This is a genomic window from Shewanella sp. SR43-8 (assembly GCF_014163775.1).
Classification (GTDB): Bacteria; Pseudomonadota; Gammaproteobacteria; order Enterobacterales; family Shewanellaceae; genus Shewanella; species Shewanella vesiculosa.
Map to the genome: position 1 here is coordinate 106752 of NZ_JACJDX010000007.1, position 17873 is coordinate 124624.

Genomic DNA, 17873 nt, shown 5'->3' on the forward strand with positions numbered 1-17873 from the left:
GAGCATGACGAGTCTCAGTGTCATACTGAGGCGCGTCATGCTACTTCTAAGCTTTAATGCGGCTAACTCTTATGTAAGCTGTGTTATTCACAACCACATTAATATTACGCGTCAATCCGGGTTTTCGTCTGCTGTTACTGACCATTATCGGCTAGATGTTGCTATGCGCTTACACTAATACTTGGCGGGTATTGGCAATATAGTGATGGATCTGAGCTTCTACTTTTGAGTCAATCATCTTTTCAGGACCACGACCTTCAGGGCAAGGCATACGCGGTGTCGTGCCAAATACTCGGCATATCAAAGGGCGTTCCTCATACACTTCACAGCCATTAGGGCCTAAATATACGCAGTTCCACTCATTTAGCGCGGCTTCATGTTCTGCGGCCGTTTTGACTGGCAGGCGCGACATTTCTTCAGACGAGGTCGTTACTGGGCCACAGCAATCGTGACAACCCGGCACACATTTAAATGAAGGAATACGCTCGCGGAGAAGATCGACTATCTCTATGTTACTGTTCATTAATGACTCATTGGTTTGCGATTACCCGTCATTATAGTCTCATCGCCAATGAACTAAAAGCGGCAAGGTGTTTAAGTGGCTAGACTGGCAAATGTATCTGTTGTTGGTAGTCGAATCTTTGCCGATAACAGGTGAGGCGCAGCCGAGCCCGATTAACATAAACCGAGCGCGCCATAACGTTTAGTCAAAACTACTTTTTAGAAAATTTGATATAAATAAACAGTGACAGCAGAATCACTCCGCCACCGATAAGCTTTTGTACCTCAACCACTTCATTAAGAAAGCTAATAGACAAGATTAATGTCCAAATGGGTTCTAAAATCATGATCAATGAGGCCGTTTCTAATTTAACGTTAAACTGGCCAAGGGTTTGTAATAAGTAGCGCACGCTGGTGGCAATCACAGTGGACACTGCAAACCAAAAGAACAGCTGGCCATTGAGTTCAAAATGCTCAGGTGACACCAGCGCCATAATCACACTACCAGCAACCCCCACCATGAATAATTGAATGCAGATGGATGTTAATGGCTTTATATTGGTCAGAACTCGCTTGTTAAGTACAAAATGTAATGACAGCAAGGCCGACGACAATAAGAAAAACCATTGACTGTTATCCACCTCCCAGCCCGTTGTGATGGTTAATAACATAATACCAATGCAGGCTATAGGCAGCGTTATCCAAAACATGCGGTTGGGTCTAACTTTGAATAATAGCCAAGAAATAAATGGCGCAATAATCATTGCTAAACTCATGATAAACGCGCCTTCAGACAGGGTATCTGAAATGGTAATCGCATGTACCCATACTTCAATCGATGCCGCTAATACAAGGCCAACGCCACACAGCGCGGCAATCTGTTTGCCTCGCAGGGCCAAAATCTGCTGATAGCAAAATGGTAATAAAATCAGGCTGGCGATTAAAAAGCGAGCTGCAATAAACACCTCACCAGGCATGTGTAAAATAACAAGTTTAGAGGCTATCCAGCCTACACCAGCAAGCATAGTGGCCAGTAATAAGAATAGTTTGCCGCGTAAAGCGTCTGTTTTCATCGATGATATTTCCAGCATAGGGAGGGAAAGGGGCCAAGAGTTTGGCACCGCTCAATGATACAGGATTACGCAAAGACATAGGTAAATGAATTGGTTGAAATGGGCATAAAACGCTTATAAACGTCAGTCAAAACCTTAAGTTAGCCCACTTAGCGGTGTCGTCTCTTAGTGACTATCTCGACGACTGTCTCGATGACTATCTCGAGTCAGTAATCGCTAAGCAAAATCGGCCTAAGGATGATGATTTAACCCCTTAAGCTGAGGCTTAAATACCTGCACCATCATGTAAACTTTGCTTGTGGGAATGTTTGGCTTTACTTTCATAGCGGGATATTTCATCAAAATCAACTTGCGGTAGGCTCTCAAAGCCAGGTTTTGCAAACAAATAGCCCTGCATCAGGTCAATGCCAGAATCGCGCAACCAGAGCATTTCTTCGATGGTTTCTACGCCTTCTGCTAACGAGGTAATGTTAAGCTCAGCAAACAAGTTGACACAATTTTTAATAATAGCTTGTCGGGTACTATCCTGGTCGATATTACGAATAAGCTTCATATCAAATTTGATGATGTTGGTTTGAAAATCAGCCAATAATCCCAAACCGGCATAGCCAGAACCAAAATCGTCTAGTGCAGTGATAAATCCTGATTTCTTATAATACTCAACAATACCTTTAACAAATTCTGTATCGCTGATGTTCTCATTTTCAGTAAATTCAAACATGATTCTATTGGTTGGAAAACCATACTCTTTCGCGGCTTCTAAGGTGGTTCGAATGCAGCGCTCAGGTTTATAAATGGCATTGGGAAGAAAGTTGATACTAAGCATGGAGTCTAGTTTGAGCTTAGCAGCCAGTGCGATGGCTTTCACTCGGCAAAGCTGGTCAAATAAATAACGATTATCATCATTGACTTGCTCGATAACGGAAAAAGCAGATTCATTTTGTAAACCGCGAACTAATGCTTCATAGCCAAATATAGTATTGGTTTTACAGTTAATAATTGGCTGAAAAGCCATGGTGAAATCAAAATCAAGGCTGCTTTTATCAAAACATTTATTACAAGAAAATCTGTCATAAATTATCGGCTTTGTTTCCATTATCGCAACCTCACTAAATATAACGCCCGCTTAAGCTATGCAGTAACGCAACCTAGGTTTTGCTTGACGTCGTACTGATTAAAGTACAAATGCAGCAGGTTACAAATTAACTTAAAGTGTTCGTTGAATTAAGCCGCTAAGCGGCAAGAAGAAGATAAACACATCTTCATTGTGTCGTAGTTAATATTGTAACTATCGACTTAATTAATATTGTCTAACTATGCCTATTAATACCAAAGTATCATAACGATATTAACGATACAGTCATCAAAACAACATCTTACCAACTTAAACCGGTAAGGCAAGCCAGCAGTAAATATCGCTGGATATTATTTTGTACTTAAGTGTAACCGGTTAAATTAGCCTCAATATCATGGTCAAAAAACATAATTCGCCCACTATTGTCGACCTAAAAACAGCCTCAAACTTATCCTAGACCATATTAAGCGGTAAATTGATTAATCGCACCCGCCCACAAAGCCAATAGTTTTGATAATGTGCGTTCAATGATAGCCAAAAAGCAGGCAAAAAGTACGCTGAGTAGCCACACATTCAAGCTGCCACATATTAGAACGGCAGTTGCTCACCGTTAAAATTGTAAAACTCACCCGTGTTAGCAATCGATAACTGGTCAATCACCTTTATAATCCCCAATGCAGAATCGATAACTTTAACCCGTGCAGCGCTGCCGCCCATGTCAGTTTGAACCCAGCCAGGATGAACCGATACCACAGCAACATTATCATCAACAAGTTCTTGAGATAAATTCACCGCGAGCATATTGGCAGCGGCTTTAGACATTCGGTAACCATACCAATCAACACCTTGTGGTTCTGTTAATGATCCTTTGGACGATGAGACAATAGCGATTTTACATAAACGTGTTTTGTTTAATAGGGATAATAAACAATGGATTAAAAATAATGGCCCGATCGCATTCACTTTAAAGCACATTTCAGCATCTGCATAATCGATAGCATGAATACTGTGATTATCGCGATCCAAATAGCCCGCATTATTAATGATTAAATCAATACTAATATTTTGCTGGCAAAGATTATTGGCTAAACGGTGAATGGTATCTGGGCATGTGATATCCATTGATTCAATCAATAATTTATCAGCAAACTGCGCCTGTAACGACATTAGCTCAGTCGTTGTGGCATCATCGCGACAGGTCGCAATAACCCGACAGCCGTTAATAAGGTATTGCTCAGTTAAGGCCAAACCAATGCCTCTATTTGCACCTGTAATTAATACCACTTGGTTATTCATTTAACACCTCAAAATATATCCTTATACGCAGCACTGCTGATAAATATGCTATATAAGTTATTGATTAATATCATTCTACATTATAGCGGTTTGGACGTTGCAGCAATGCTTAATGTATTGAGCGCGGCGGCTATTTTATTCATAACCTTATCGCAGCCTGCAATGTTATGACGCTGCTTAAGATACTGCGGATTGTTATACGACAGCCAAACCTTATTATCAGCGTCTTCACTGATCAATGCCTTTTGGGGCAAGTCAATTGCCGCCAGTTGGTTACACTGGATTAATTGAGTGCCAATGTTCGGGTTGCCAAACACAATCACTTCAGTTGGTCTTAGCGTTAAATTAACCCCCGCCGCATTTTTCTGATGATCTATTCTGGCAAAAACCGTAAACCCTTTATCTTTTATGATCGACTCAAACCTATCAGCGGTTTCTTTGGCCGAGTAATGGCTTTCAACAGTAATAAGGCTTTCTAGCGCCAAGGCATGAGTTGAGGCTATCAAGGTGACAAGGGCTAAGGAAATATTTTTAATCATAAATTTACCTATTAGTTATGTTTGATCACTCGTGAGATGGCGGCCTAAACTCGGACAAACAAACAGGTTAACAACATGGTGAGAAGTACTTATCTCAGCCTTTGTTCTTCGCGAGCGATATTAATATGAGCTAAGTTTAGGTTAAGTAACCGAGCTATTTATCAGCGCGGCGCTAATTTCACTGCGGTACCAAAAGCCATTATTTCCGACGACCCATCCATAATGGCGCTTGTTGTAAAGCGAATACCCACAATCGCATCGGCATCTTTTTCTGCTGCACTGGCAACTAAGCGCTCAATGGCGACATCTCTGGCATCACTTAACATTTCGGTGTAACCGCGGATTTCGCCGCCGACAATGCTTTTTAAACCGGCCATAATATCTCGGCCAATATGTTTAGATTGAACAACATTACCCGTTACAATGCCGACAATCTCGATAATATCCCGACCGGGAATGGTTTCTGTTGTGGTATAAATCATAAATCCTCCATAAAAAATTGCGCTTAAACCACTGTACTGTGAACAGGGTTAAATAGACATTCAATGAGCGATACTTAAGATGCCCCAAATACACCGGCTTACTCTTTAGGCGCATATCGTCATAAACAGTCGTAACGTATACGATCCATTAAGTGCTGGTGGCCGTACTAAGCCACTTAATCGGTTCTTAATGGACCACATAATAGAAGAGTAAAATAAACTCGGTGATTATGCAGTGCTTTTAATTTAATCTGTTTAGCCTTATTTTGATTAAATAAGCATTTAAATGAATAAAGGTTAAAAATTTACCGAGGGTAATACTTTTATTTTTGCATAAAGCTGAATAAAAATGCTTATCGCATACTGGTGGATGAGGTTGCGCCAAGGAGACTTTTACCACCACTAGCTTTTTTATTGGACGGTTGATGGCGTTAAACATGGCATAATTACCCACTGAGTTCAGCATTCGTTTTTTGTAAACGTGTTTATAATCGCTTTCGTGTAATAGAGGTTTGTTTGGCTTCACATCATTCATTATTAAATCATCAGCGTCATTTTGAGCGCATTGGTCCCGATTATCGCAATGGTGATTCGGTGAGCTTTTTAGATATCAAGCACACCTTTGGTTTACAGCACATAAGAGTGGGCAAATGGGTTAATCGCGAGGAGTCGGCATTAGCGGCTAACTTGATATTTGATTCATTAGCCGATCTGGCCAATATACTCTGCGTACCACCAGAGCTAATTGGTTTGCGCGGCAGTTTACGATTTGCCTTTGGCCATGGCGGCCAAAAGGGCGTGCAGGCACACTATTCACCAGCATATCGAGAACTGGCATTAGCCAAAAATGCCGGCGCAGGGTCGTTAGCTCATGAGTTTTGGCATGCGTTCGATCATTATATAGCCGACAAAATGTTTGTTGATGACACTCTACTGAGCCAAGATGGGTACATGAGTCCGGCTAACCGGTATGCATGTGCTACCGACCACTGGCTTGCAGACAAAGCATTAGTAGCTCATCCACTGAACCAACAATTATCTAAGCTATTTGAAATCACTTTTTTAAACAGCAATGGCCAAGAGCCACACGAGTATGTGAGACGGTCAATCGCGTTAGATAAATTGCAAGCTTGTCATTACTTTGCCAAACCAACCGAAATGATGGCGCGCGCATTCGAAGCCAGTATTGAAATGTACTCACAGGCTAATGCCGAAATATCTAATCCATACCTAGTTAACAGCACGATTAACTCACCATTAGCCAAACATGGTGCTTACCCAGATACCCAACACCGCCGTGAAATCTATCAAGCACTATTGGCCTATTTCGAACCCTTAGGGATAGCGTTTGATAAACACAATCGGGACAGTCAGCCAGCGCTTAATGTATAGCCTTGTTATAGATAAAAAGACTTGAACCATAATGATTGAACGAATCAACATGCTTCTGAGATCTGACGATCTATCTGTTAGATATAAAAAAGGCCTAGCGTTTAAGATAGGCCTTGGTATTTGATTGCTAAAGCTATCCAAGCCAATCGGGCTGTGACATAACCAATAGCGGTTAGCTAATGCCTTAACGCTTTTTGTACACAACGCCATCTTTCATAACAAAAGTGACGTTTTCCATCAAGCTAATGTTATCTAGCGGATTGCCATCAACAGCAATAATATCAGCCAAGAATCCGGCTTTAATTTGACCTAAGTTGTCTTGTTTTATTAAGGCGGCACTATTTATGGTTGCAGCCTGAAGCGCTTGAACTGGCGTCATACCAAAGGTGACCATGCGTGAAAATTGCTTACCATTGTCTCCATGGGGATAAATCGCCGCATCTGAACCAAACACCATCTTAGCGCCTGCCTTAACGGCTTTTCTAAAGCTGTCACGCTGAGCTTGCGACACTTGCTTTTCTTTATTGATATTGGCTTCTGGTACGCCGTTAGCGGCACCATAGGCGAGGGTGTATTCGGTGTTATAGATATCGCAAGACAAGTAAGTACCTGCTTTTATTGCCATCTTAATGGCTTCATCGTCCATAAAACTACAATGCTCAATACTATCGATACCTGCGCGTATCGCATCTTTAATGCCACTAGTGCCATGTGCATGGGCGGCGATAACCAGGCCGCGCATATGCGCTTCATCTGCGGCAGATTTAAGTTCTTCGTAAGTCATTTGTTGCGCACCGACTTGAGTACCTTTAGAAAAAACTCCGCCAGTAGCACAGACTTTAATCGCATTGGCACCGTATTTTATGTTTTCACGTACTTTGGTACGCACTTCCAAAGGACCGTCGGCAACACCTTGAGCTTTAGCATGGGCTTCTGGAGCGGGAAAGTTATCATCGCAATGACCGCCGGTGATACCAATTGCGTGGCCTACGGCCCAAATACGTGGACCAGGAATATCGCCAGAATCTATTCCATCTCGGGTAGCAATGACTGAATAGCCAGATGCTCCTAAGTCTCGTACTGTGGTAAAGCCTGCGAGCAAGGTTTTCTGAGCATTTTTAACCGCTTTAACAGTCTGTCTTGGTACAGAATAATTCATCGACTCTAAAAAATTATCTTCAGCATCGCCAGATAAATGCACATGCATATCCATCACTCCTGGCACCAGCGTTTTACCTTTAAGATCAATCAAGCTGTAATCGGCTTTATTAGTAATGTTTGCCGCGGTGGTAACCTTAACGATCTGATTGTTAGAGATAATTATCGCTGCATTATCAACGCTTTTTCCTTTAGCTACATCGATATAGGCATCGGCTAAAATCAAGGTGTCTTGGGCAAACGCCGGAGTAATAAAAGTGGTACCTAAAATTAGGCTAAGGGCGAATGAAATTGCATTAATCTTATTGTTTTTTAAAGGCATAGTTATTTTTAAAATCCTGTGTTGTTATTGTTATACATTTCATTATTAATTGAACCAATAAGGGTCAGAACTGAGGTTAGCGGTGCAAAAAATCAATGATGAGGGCTAAATTATATTAACCACTTGTTAAATTTAATCGTAGTTATTTTATGTATCAATTTGTATTAGCTGATAGTTATCGGGTGAGCGGTTTTAGCATAATGAAGCGAGTGTTAATGCTGAGATATAACCCATAAAAAAGCCACTCGAGAGTGGCTTGATAAAGAGTGATTTATTACTAAAAATCGATTATTTACACAAAATCAGACTCATCCAGAACCTGCTTTAATCTGGCAAAGGTCTGCATTGAGTCATTTGCTAGTATTGGTGAGTACGCTGGATTATGGGCATTAAGTTGATACTGACCATTAGTGAGTTTATTCACTTTACGCAATAAATATTGGTTATTACCTGTATCGTCTTGGATTTCAATCGCGATAATTTTACCGGTAATCGAACCAGCATTGAGTGCTGTTATGCGCTCTAATAGCAATAAATCGCCGTCTTCAATTGGATTTTTACCGCCATTCATTGAATTACCACTGGCTGGGGCAATAAAGTAAATCGATGGATCGAGTTTACTAAAGGTCGAGTTTAGCGTCAGTGTGTCACTATTGTCGTCAGTACCCGTTTTGAAATGACCGCAGGCAATTTTGAGATCTGGGTAATAACTAAGGGATGTCTGTTCATCCTTTGTCACTCCAATGGGAAGCGTAACCACATTCGATTGTATTGTTTTGCTGGTTGGTGTCGGCGTAGAAGATGATTGGCGTTGGCTGTAACGCGCTAACAATAATTCGCTTAATTCTCTCATCGCGGAAGACATCACTGCAATATCATCAACTTTTACATCAATATTCGCATGTAACCGATCATCTTTTACAACAAACCAAGATTGCGTATCTGATTTATCTTGTTTGCATAAAAAAGTAATTGGGTTGGCTAGCCAATACTTGTGCCATTTTGGTGAACGGGCATCGATTTGCTGCAGATCGGCTTTAACATCTTGAATCCACAATTTTGGATAACGTTTAAATATCTGCCAACTCTTAAGGCATACCGCTTCAATTGTGGGTGGATGACTTAATCCATTCAGCTCAACAAATGCTTCGAGTAATATTGCTTTAAAGCATTTGGTCATTGTTGCCTTTTCAACGCCAAGACTTAGAAATGACAAATAGGGCGTTAACGAATGTAATGCGTTGTCTTGCTTTTCTTGGCTTAATACCAGTTCAAACCAACTGCCATTTTGCTTGGTCATTTTACTCCAAACATAACCACTGTAATAAAATTCTGTGGCAGAAGGGCGGTGACCTAAATCATCTTTGAGTAATTGGTACTGTTGATCAGCTTTAGTGTAATCAAGTTTTAACTGTTGCCAAAAGTCGATTAATTCGGGGTCGATATTGATTAAGCACTTAGAATCGATTTGAGGTGTGTTAAGACGCTTAATCGCTTCGTTGGCGTTTGCTGTTTGCAATAACGCCATTGGCCGATTTAAAAAGCTGATGTGGTTACCGATAAAATCGATAACAGACACAAAGGTTTTATGAGTTTCGGGAGATGTACGTAATCCACGACCTAACTGTTGTAAAAAGAGAATTTTAGATTCAGTCGGTCGTAAGATTAAGATAGTGTCTATTGAGGGTAAATCTGTACCTTCATTAAACAAATCAACTGAAAATATTACCTCTATTTCACCAGCGTTTAATTGACTAAGTGCTTCACCGCGTCTAACTTCTGAGTCGCTATGCACCGACACAGCTTTAATACCACGGGCAGAAAACCATTGCGCCATAAAGTCGGCATGAGCTTTAGAGACGCAAAATGCCAAGGTACGTTGCTGCTTATGTGTCTGCCAATGAGCAAACACATGTTTAGCGCGCTTTTGGGTAGCAAACAGATTGACTAATTGTTGCGGATCAAACTTACCATTACGCCATGGCAGCTCTCGGTAATCGACCGTTTCGTCTTTAATACCTTGGTAATGAAAGGGGACTAAAATACCCGATTTAATTCCGTCGATAATGTGTCTTTCAAACACCAAATTGTTATCACATAACGATAAAATATCTGCTTGATCCGTGCGCTCTGGCGTGGCGGTTAACCCGAGTAAAAACTGCGGGGTAAAGTGATTGAGTAATAACTGATAACTGACGGCGCCAGCATGATGAAATTCATCAACGATCACATAGTCGAAATGAGTTTTATCAAGTTTATTAAGGTATTCCGGTTTGCCTAAAGTTTGAATCGATGCAAATACAATGTCAGCGTCAACGACCTTAGCGTTGGCATTAAAGTGACCTGTGATACTTTGAGGTAATAAGGTCCTAAAAGTCCGTTCTGCTTGAATTAATATCTCTTCTCTATGAGCAACAAACAGCACTTTTTTAGCCTTGAATTGCAATACATCAAATGCAGCTAACCATGTTTTACCCATACCCGTGGCTAATACAACCAGTCCTTTGGATTGCTTGGCTAAACGTGTGTCAGCTAATGCAATTAAGGCTTCTGCTTGGGCTGAGTTAGGTACTGGTTCTTCTGGCTCTACTTCATTAACTATGGCTAAAGGCGGTTTACACAATTTACGCTGTTGGGCATAGTTGTTGATGAATGCATCACTGAGCTCGATTGCCTGCGAATGATTGAAAATCTGCAAGAATTGTTGGCGGATATGGTTAAATTCTTTAGGATCTTGATTCGGCAATAAATCATGGCGTAAGCACCATTCAAATGCGTGGGTGAATGCCGCTTTACTGATGTTATTTGAGCCAATAAAAGCGCTACCTATATCTGCTAGTCCGCTTTGTTGTTGGACGAAAATATAGGTTTTCATATGAAAGCTTTGATTACGTTTACAGATAAAGATTTTGGTTTTTGCACCGCGAGATTGCAAAATCATTAAGTGTCGTAATGCAACCGGATCGGTAATCAAAAGATAGTCTGAGGTAACGATTGAAATGCTTGCATCGCGCTCTAGCGCATCAGATAAAGCATCAAAAATTAAATTTAGCCCAGATTGCTGTATAAATGACACCGATATTTCAATATGAGTCGCACGATTAATCGCTTGCCGCAATTTGGGTAAAAATGGATCATCCAAACCACCACTGATTAATACAGGTCCTTCTGCTAACTTCATTGTTACATCTCTATTGGGTGATTTTAATTAATATTGCATTGAGCCATTGCTCACTGTCACGGCCAGGACGAACATCAGTGGTTATCCAAGTACGTTCAATGTCTAAAGAGGTTTGGCTGAGCCATTGTTGTAATCGAACTTCGTTGGCATCGCTAAAGAATCGGCCATTATGATTGCGTTCTTGGTCGCCATATTTAAATGAGCAATAAAACACGCCACCTTTAACCAAAGTATTAGCCAAAATATTAAAGGTGTTGGGTAGGGCGTTGACCTCAACGTGTAGAAGAGATGCACAAGCCCAAATACCGTCAAACTCAAGCGCAGTGTCTATTTCATCGAAGGTACAAACCGCCACATTTTGACCTATATATTCAGAAGCCGCTTTGGCTAATTCCGCACTGGCATCAATTGATGTGACATTGAAACCCAAATCGATAAAGGCTTTACTGTCTCGGCCAGAACCACAACCTGCATCTAACACACGTGCTTTTGCAGGCAAATGGGTGATAAAAGGCTGGTATAACCCACTGACGTCAGCATTTACGGTTGAGTCAAAAAAATCTTGTGAATTTGTGTCATAAAATGCGATGGTAGACATAACTAACCCTATGATTTACATGGCTTGATTCTAACTTATCACCGATAGCCTTCTCAAGTGTTTCATTCTACCGAAAATCCATTAAGCTAGATTAATAATCCACTTGCTGAATCACCGAGATCGCCGTTTCATTACGGCCTTTTTTAGACGGGACACGATGGCCGGTGTCGGCATTGGTTTTCATGGTTTGTATGAATTGATTCATTTGTGGACCAATGCTGATGTGTATCGGTCGATGTTTACCGTAATAGTACAGGCGATCAAATTTGAGATTTTCGCACATCCACTGTGCCACCAGTTGCATATCAATCGGTTTATCATCCTTGTTGCTCACTAGGGTGAAGTCGCAGGCGGCACCTAAGCGATCGCAGATGATTTTTTGATTTTGGTTGAGTTCGTGCGAGCAATGTTGATCAAGTTTTGGCGCAATATGCGGATTGCGATTTTTAGCAATCTTTCTGACCAGTTCAGGCGAACAAAAACCATAAGTCAGTGCTATGGGTCCAAATTGATCGACGATTGGATCAAGTATTTGAGTGGCTAACAAACTGAGTGCGCGCCAAGTGTCGGGTTGCAGTGGCAAATTTTCTATTTGATGTTCGATAGCCGTAGTCCCGCAGTTTATTAAATCTGCGTAGGTAAAAAAGCGACTCGCTTTGCCATTGATATTATAGGTAAACAATCAACATCCGTTATCTGGGTTCATTTGGGGTAACAATACCGCTTATTGATTACGCTGACCAGATTGAACTGCAATCGTGATGATAAATGGGTAAAATAGCCGTCATCGAACTAATGTATCGATAAATGTGTTGCTGGCATTGCCATGATGTATTGATGGCAAAATGCTGGCGAAAAAATACATTGGATTGCTGTTTATCACTCAATTGAAGGTTCAGACCCAAAAGCCTTGGTATGATGACTGGCGTAACAGATTTTTTATGTCTAATGTTTATAGTCTAAGGTTTATAGGTGCTAGCAAAGTGGCGTTTGACTAGACAGTACTTCAACATCCCATCAAATCGACTTTTACCCTGCAATAATTGATAAGTAATAAGGTGAGAAGTAAGCCTATGCGATTAAGAATTTTATTACTTTTACTTATTTATTTTCAAGCGTATTTTGCCTATGGGCAAAAAGCAACGTCATCATGTTATGAGCCGATTAACGTTGGTTTTAATAGTTGGGCGCCGTATTCTTGGTTGGATAGCGCCGGTAAACCCGTTGGGCTCGATGTTGATATGCTCACTATTGTGGCGGACAACTTAGGTTGTAAGTTAAATTTTATCGATATGCCCGTAAAGCGAGCCCACAGAATGTTACAAGAAGGCACCTTGGATATTATGATGGGCGCAAGTTATAGACCTGAGAGAGAAGCTTATGCTGATTTCTCAGTGCCATACCGTGACGAAGAAATTAAGTTATTTGTAAAATCTGATTTAGCACCACAGATCAAAATTGATAAATGGCAGGATATATTTAGTCAAAAGCTCGTCCTCCTTGCGCCCGTTTTTGGTTGGTATGGGGCAGATTTTTTAGCATCAGAACAAGCGTTAATTAAGCAAAAATTATTAATTTTCAGTCGTAATGCCACCCAATCAATTCGCATGCTGGGTTACGGTAGAGGCGATGTTGTCATTGGCGATTCTATTGCCGTACCTTATATAGCAACTCAGATTGAAAGGATTTCTGTTACAGAATTACCGCTGATATTAGACCATAACCAAATTCACTTTCTGGTCAGTAAAAAAGCCACTAACCCAGAGTTAATTACAGGCATGAACCAATCAATTAAACGTTTATCTAGTCGGGGAGAGCTAGCGCAAGTGATTGTTAAATGGCAGCAAATATCGATAGCTAAAACACAAGAAACGTCTGGTAAAGTGCCTTTGTGATGATACTTCGCAGCTGATTTATTCTTAGTGCTTTTATCGTCCTAAAAACAAATAAGGTTATCTAAAGAAGTGATTTTTATTAATCGCTTATTCATTGCGCTTATTCATTTCACTTATCTATAGCACTTAAGTTAGTGCAAGTGTCGTATGCGACTTGTACGCGGGTTTTATCAGCCCAAGATAAGTACAACCTTGAGCTTATAACTTTTGCGACAGTGAGGCTAATGCGTCAAGTGCTTGCTCAAAATCTAACATCTCAACGGTATCATGCAGGCTGGCTAAGTCTTGTTGCAGTAACACCTTATCCGATAGCATATTTTGTAGGCGTAAAGTGACGTCGAGTGCGTTGAGATTACCGTCCATTAGATGCTGTTTAAGTTCTGCTAGGGTCGAGGTTAACTCTGCGCTTGAATAGTCGTCTACAGGTGCTGGTGTATCTGTTACAGATGAACTTAGTAATAGGCTATGAATACTTGAAAGCTCAGCTTGCGCCACAGCACGAACATGCGCTATCAGTTCTTCGCATACAAGCTCAAGGTTAGCAGCATTTTCATCATGAGCTTTTTTAAGCTTTTTTTCGCCGTCTACTAGGGCTAAATGCAGAGATGACAAGCCGGTGGATCCTGAACTACCTTTTAGGGTATGAATAATGACCAGAATGTCCTTGGTATTGTTATCTAACATCATCTGATCAAGATTTTGCAGCTGTTGTTGTAAATTTGTTTCAAAAATATGTATTAAGCGCCGATAAAATAGTTCGTTGCCTGCAAAGGGGGCAAGTAAATTTTCGAGCGTTTTATTTGCTGATGTTGAACTTAAGTGATTAGCGCTATTTGAGGCAGTTTGTGCAACCGAGTGCGGATTACTAGGATTTTTGTTCGCTTTCATCTCTTTACTCTCGGTTTATGATGGCTTGGCTGATACGCTACCAAAAAGATAATAGCAGTTTAATTACAACAGTGATATTGGATGAACTATACCTATAGACACGAGTGCTTTATTGTAATCAATAGGGTTATTCAACAACTTAGTTTGCTACAACATCATTTATAAGATTATATTAGCAAATCAAATTAGCCAAATTTGGGTTTTACTCACCAAAACGGAGCCGGCATGCCGCTAGACAAAATTTTACACGTAGAAGATGATGAGTCGATTCGAGTTATCGTTGAAATGGCTCTGGTTGATATCTCAGGTCTTACCTTGGTGTCTTGTGAGGGTGGGCATGAGGCGATTAGTCAACTGGCGCACTTTACACCCGATTTAATATTGTTAGACGCCATGATGCCAGGTATGGATGGTTTGCAAACCCTGCACGAAATTCGTAAAAACTCACATTGCGTTAACATTCCGGTGGTATTTATGACCGCCAGAATTCAGCATACTGAAAAACAGGAATATTTAGATGCCGGCGCTGTTGACGTTATTGAGAAACCCTTTGATGCCATGAGTCTTGGCGATTCACTAGAGCGTATTTATCAAGCCCATCTTGCTTCAGCAAAAATCAACCATCCGGAGTAACTGATGCAAGCTCCCGTAACACCGATTTTCGAACAACTAAGACTCATAGCGTTACACAATACTGGCCTGTTAGATACGGCTCCAGAGCAACGTTTTGATCGCCTAACTCATTTAGCCAAACTTTGCCTTGGCACCGAAATAGTGCTGATTTCATTGGTGGATGCTAAGCGGCAATGGTTTAAATCCAAACAAGGTTTAGCGGCCTGTGAGACGAGTAGAGACATTTCATTTTGTGGTCATACGATTTTAGCCGAATCTATTTTTGAAATCCACGACGCCCAGCTCGACAGCCGATTTGCAGATAATCCATTGGTTACCGGCGCGCCATTTATTCGCTTTTATGCTGGTGTTCCGTTAGAGATTAACGGTGAGCGCATTGGCACACTTTGCTTTATTGACAGCCAACCTCGGCAGTTTACCGATAAAGAGCGCCAAATCGCTTTTGAGTTTGGCAAGAGCGTTGAGCAAGAAATTCAAGACCGATTACAAGAGCAGTCAAATGAACTATTAGCGGCAAGTGAGCTAATGTATCGGTCGGTGCTTGAAGGGACCAGAATTGGTACTTGGCAATGGAATATACAAACCGGTGAAACGGTTTTTAACGAGCGTTGGGCAGAAATGATTGGTTATCAGCTTGCTGAGCTTGAGCCCATTTCTATCGACACCTGGTTAGCTGTGACTCATCCCGATGATTTAGACCACGCCAAGGCGGCATTAGAGGATCATTTTAATGGGTTAAGCCCATTTTATGATGTTAATTTCCGCATGCAACATAAACAGGGGCATTTTATATGGGTGCATGACAGAGGCCGAGTGATTTCATACTCAGACGATGGTAAGCCTCTGATGATGTACGGCACCCATGCAGATATCACCAAACAACATGATAACGAACTAGCATTACGACAAAGTCGAGATCAGTTTAAAACCTTAGTGACTAATATTCCTGGGGTAACTTACCGATGTCATCATGATGAGCATTGGTCCATGCTGTATATGAGCGATCATATTTATGCGCTTTCAGGCTACCTCGCCAGCGATTTTATTGATAACTCTCAACGCAGTTTCGTGAGCATCATTCATCCCGAAGACAGAGATTTATTAATTCAAACAGTTGAAAAAGCAGTGCTTAACCATGTCAGTTGGGTACTCAATTTCCGTATTTTGCATCAAAATGGTTCGGTTCTATGGGCTGAAGGTCGCGGCGCTGCGGAATATGATAGTAGTGGGGCTATTAAATACCTAGATGGTTTTATTTTAGATATTAGCAAAGAGAAAAAACTTCAAGATCAATTACATAAACTCACACAGCAGTTGCCAGGGGTTTTGTATCAGTTTCAGTTATGGCCCGACGGTCACAGTGCATTTCCGTATGCCAGTTCTGCCATCGAAGACATTTATGGTGTAAAACCCGAAGACGTGCAAACGGATGCGTCCACCGCGTTTGCCAAAATTTACCCCGAAGATTTGCCGGCGGTAGCCAAGAGTATTGAAGATTCAGCGCAACAACTCACGCTGTGGGAACAGGAATATCGGGTTTACAGGGATAATAATACCTTAGTGTGGTTATCCGGCAGTGCTTCGCCAGAAACCATGCCCGATGGCAGTATTTTGTGGCATGGATACATTCAAGATATTACCCAAACGAAAGAACATTACCTCAAACTTGAAGATCTCAATTTGCAATTGAATGTTGCTCAGCAAAGCCTTGATTTAGCTAGCGAGCAAGCTCAAATTGGTTATTGGCATGCGTCATTAAAACAGGGCACCTTATGGTGGTCGCCTATCATTTACCAAATATTTGGTTTTGACACCCATGACATCGTTCCCAGTGTGACCTTGCTTAAAAGTGCCGTTCATCCAGATGATATTGATAAAGTGGATAAAAGCGAGCAGCAGGCTCGCTTAACAGGCATTCATAATGTGGTTCACCGAATTATTCGACCTAATGGTGAAGTTCGTTGGGTGCATCAGTTAGGGCAATTAGTTGCCGAGGATAAAAATCCTGATCAGATAATAATCGGCTCTGTACAAGACGTTACCGATAGGATGCAATTACAACAAGTTAAAGATGACTTTATCTCAACAGTAAGTCATGAGCTGCGTACGCCATTAACATCGATTTTTGGCGCCTTAAATTTATTGCAGTCTGGTAAGTTGGTTACCTTACCCGCAAAAGCGGACAAGCTGATTGAAATTGCCAGCAGCAACTGTAAGCAGCTTAGCCGTTTGATCAATGACTTATTGGATATTGAAAAACTCGCGGCTGGGAAGATGTTGTTTGAAATGAAACGCTTAAATGTTGTGCCTCTATTACAAAGAGCCATTGACGATCATCAACCTTATGCTGACTTACATCAAATCAGCCTGGCATTGCAATTAAACCACGCAATGGATGAGATCCTTGTCTACGTCGATGAGCATCGTTTATTACAAATCTTGACTAACTTCCTGTCCAATGCGGTTAAATTTTCACCGACAGCGGGAAGTGTCACTCTGTCTACCACACTCATTGGTAATCAGGTTGAGATTGCTGTGCAAGATCAAGGTGATGGTATTCCTGAAGATTTTCAGAGCAAAATTTTTGAACGTTTTTCTCAAGCAGACGCCAGTAGCTCTAAGGCCAAAGGCGGTACAGGTTTAGGTTTAGCACTGTGTAAGGAGCTGACTGAAGCAATGAATGGCAGTATTGGCTACAGTTCAACACCCGGTTATGGTGCCAGGTTTTATATTCGCTTACCCATCTCTGTTTAAGGCTCAGGCTCAAGGGTTATTTGAGCTTGAACAGTCGATAACAAGTTCTGTTTCGCTGTGCCAGTTTCAGCTAAGCAAAGGGTCAG

At 41.3% G+C, this 17873-nt stretch carries 16 protein-coding genes; 4 read left to right on the forward strand and 12 right to left on the reverse strand.

The window, feature by feature from the left end:
• Positions 1–169 precede the first annotated feature (169 nt).
• From H5114_RS10515 to H5114_RS10545, 7 genes are all read right to left on the reverse strand, one after another.
• Positions 170–523, reverse strand: coding sequence for a YkgJ family cysteine cluster protein (locus H5114_RS10515; RefSeq protein WP_124014788.1), 354 nt, complete (start codon positions 521–523; stop codon positions 170–172).
• A 190-nt stretch (positions 524–713) separates the two neighbouring features.
• On the reverse strand, positions 714–1574 hold the full coding sequence (locus H5114_RS10520) for a DMT family transporter (RefSeq protein ID WP_182722871.1): 861 nt from the start codon (positions 1572–1574) through the stop codon (positions 714–716).
• Between the two features lie 265 nt (positions 1575–1839).
• The gene (locus tag H5114_RS10525; RefSeq protein ID WP_182697297.1) at positions 1840–2670 is read right to left on the reverse strand and encodes an EAL domain-containing protein; all 831 of its coding nucleotides are present in this window, start codon (positions 2668–2670) and stop codon (positions 1840–1842) included.
• 567 nt (positions 2671–3237) lie between these two features.
• Positions 3238–3945, reverse strand: a complete 708-nt coding sequence (locus tag H5114_RS10530) for an SDR family oxidoreductase (protein ID WP_182722872.1) — start codon at positions 3943–3945, stop codon at positions 3238–3240.
• A gap of 80 nt (positions 3946–4025) precedes the next feature.
• Positions 4026–4484, reverse strand: a complete 459-nt coding sequence (locus H5114_RS10535; RefSeq protein WP_182722873.1) for a DUF302 domain-containing protein — start codon at positions 4482–4484, stop codon at positions 4026–4028.
• A gap of 161 nt (positions 4485–4645) precedes the next feature.
• Positions 4646–4966, reverse strand: coding sequence for a heavy metal-binding domain-containing protein (locus H5114_RS10540; RefSeq protein ID WP_124014792.1), 321 nt, complete (start codon positions 4964–4966; stop codon positions 4646–4648).
• A gap of 241 nt (positions 4967–5207) precedes the next feature.
• Positions 5208–5501: a hypothetical protein gene (locus tag H5114_RS10545; RefSeq protein WP_182722874.1), complete on the reverse strand. Its 294-nt coding sequence runs from the start codon at positions 5499–5501 to the stop codon at positions 5208–5210.
• On the opposite strand from H5114_RS10545, the gene H5114_RS10550 reads away from it, so the two are divergent.
• On the forward strand, positions 5483–6358 hold the full coding sequence (locus H5114_RS10550; protein ID WP_182722875.1) for a CLCA_X family protein: 876 nt from the start codon (positions 5483–5485) through the stop codon (positions 6356–6358). The genes H5114_RS10545 and H5114_RS10550 overlap by 19 nt on opposite strands.
• Before the next feature lie 184 nt (positions 6359–6542).
• Here the strand turns inward: H5114_RS10550 and H5114_RS10555 are convergent, their stop codons facing one another.
• The 4 genes from H5114_RS10555 to H5114_RS10570 form a co-directional block, all read right to left on the reverse strand.
• A complete protein-coding gene (locus tag H5114_RS10555; protein ID WP_182722876.1) occupies positions 6543–7838 on the reverse strand; it encodes an amidohydrolase family protein in 1296 nt (431 codons plus the stop codon).
• 292 nt (positions 7839–8130) lie between these two features.
• Complete coding sequence (locus tag H5114_RS10560; protein WP_182722877.1) at positions 8131–11019, reverse strand: DEAD/DEAH box helicase family protein; 2889 nt, start codon at positions 11017–11019, stop codon at positions 8131–8133.
• Positions 11020–11029: 10 nt separating this feature from the next.
• Positions 11030–11617, reverse strand: a complete 588-nt coding sequence (locus H5114_RS10565; RefSeq protein ID WP_182722878.1) for a bifunctional 2-polyprenyl-6-hydroxyphenol methylase/3-demethylubiquinol 3-O-methyltransferase UbiG — start codon at positions 11615–11617, stop codon at positions 11030–11032.
• 91 nt (positions 11618–11708) lie between these two features.
• Positions 11709–12299: a hypothetical protein gene (locus H5114_RS10570; RefSeq protein WP_182722879.1), complete on the reverse strand. Its 591-nt coding sequence runs from the start codon at positions 12297–12299 to the stop codon at positions 11709–11711.
• A 391-nt stretch (positions 12300–12690) separates the two neighbouring features.
• On the opposite strand from H5114_RS10570, the gene H5114_RS10575 reads away from it, so the two are divergent.
• The gene (locus H5114_RS10575) at positions 12691–13512 is read left to right on the forward strand and encodes an ABC transporter substrate-binding protein (RefSeq protein WP_182722880.1); all 822 of its coding nucleotides are present in this window, start codon (positions 12691–12693) and stop codon (positions 13510–13512) included.
• Between the two features lie 198 nt (positions 13513–13710).
• Here H5114_RS10575 and H5114_RS10580 read toward each other — a convergent pair whose 3' ends face one another.
• Positions 13711–14400 (reverse strand): Hpt domain-containing protein, encoded by a 690-nt coding sequence (locus tag H5114_RS10580; RefSeq protein WP_182722881.1) that lies wholly within the window; start codon positions 14398–14400, stop codon positions 13711–13713.
• 225 nt (positions 14401–14625) lie between these two features.
• Between H5114_RS10580 and H5114_RS10585 the strand changes: the two genes are divergently transcribed.
• On the forward strand, positions 14626–15033 hold the full coding sequence (locus tag H5114_RS10585) for a response regulator (protein WP_182722882.1): 408 nt from the start codon (positions 14626–14628) through the stop codon (positions 15031–15033).
• A gap of 3 nt (positions 15034–15036) precedes the next feature.
• Positions 15037–17787, forward strand: a complete 2751-nt coding sequence (locus tag H5114_RS10590; protein ID WP_182722883.1) for a PAS domain-containing protein — start codon at positions 15037–15039, stop codon at positions 17785–17787.
• The last annotated feature ends 86 nt before the right edge of the window (positions 17788–17873 follow it).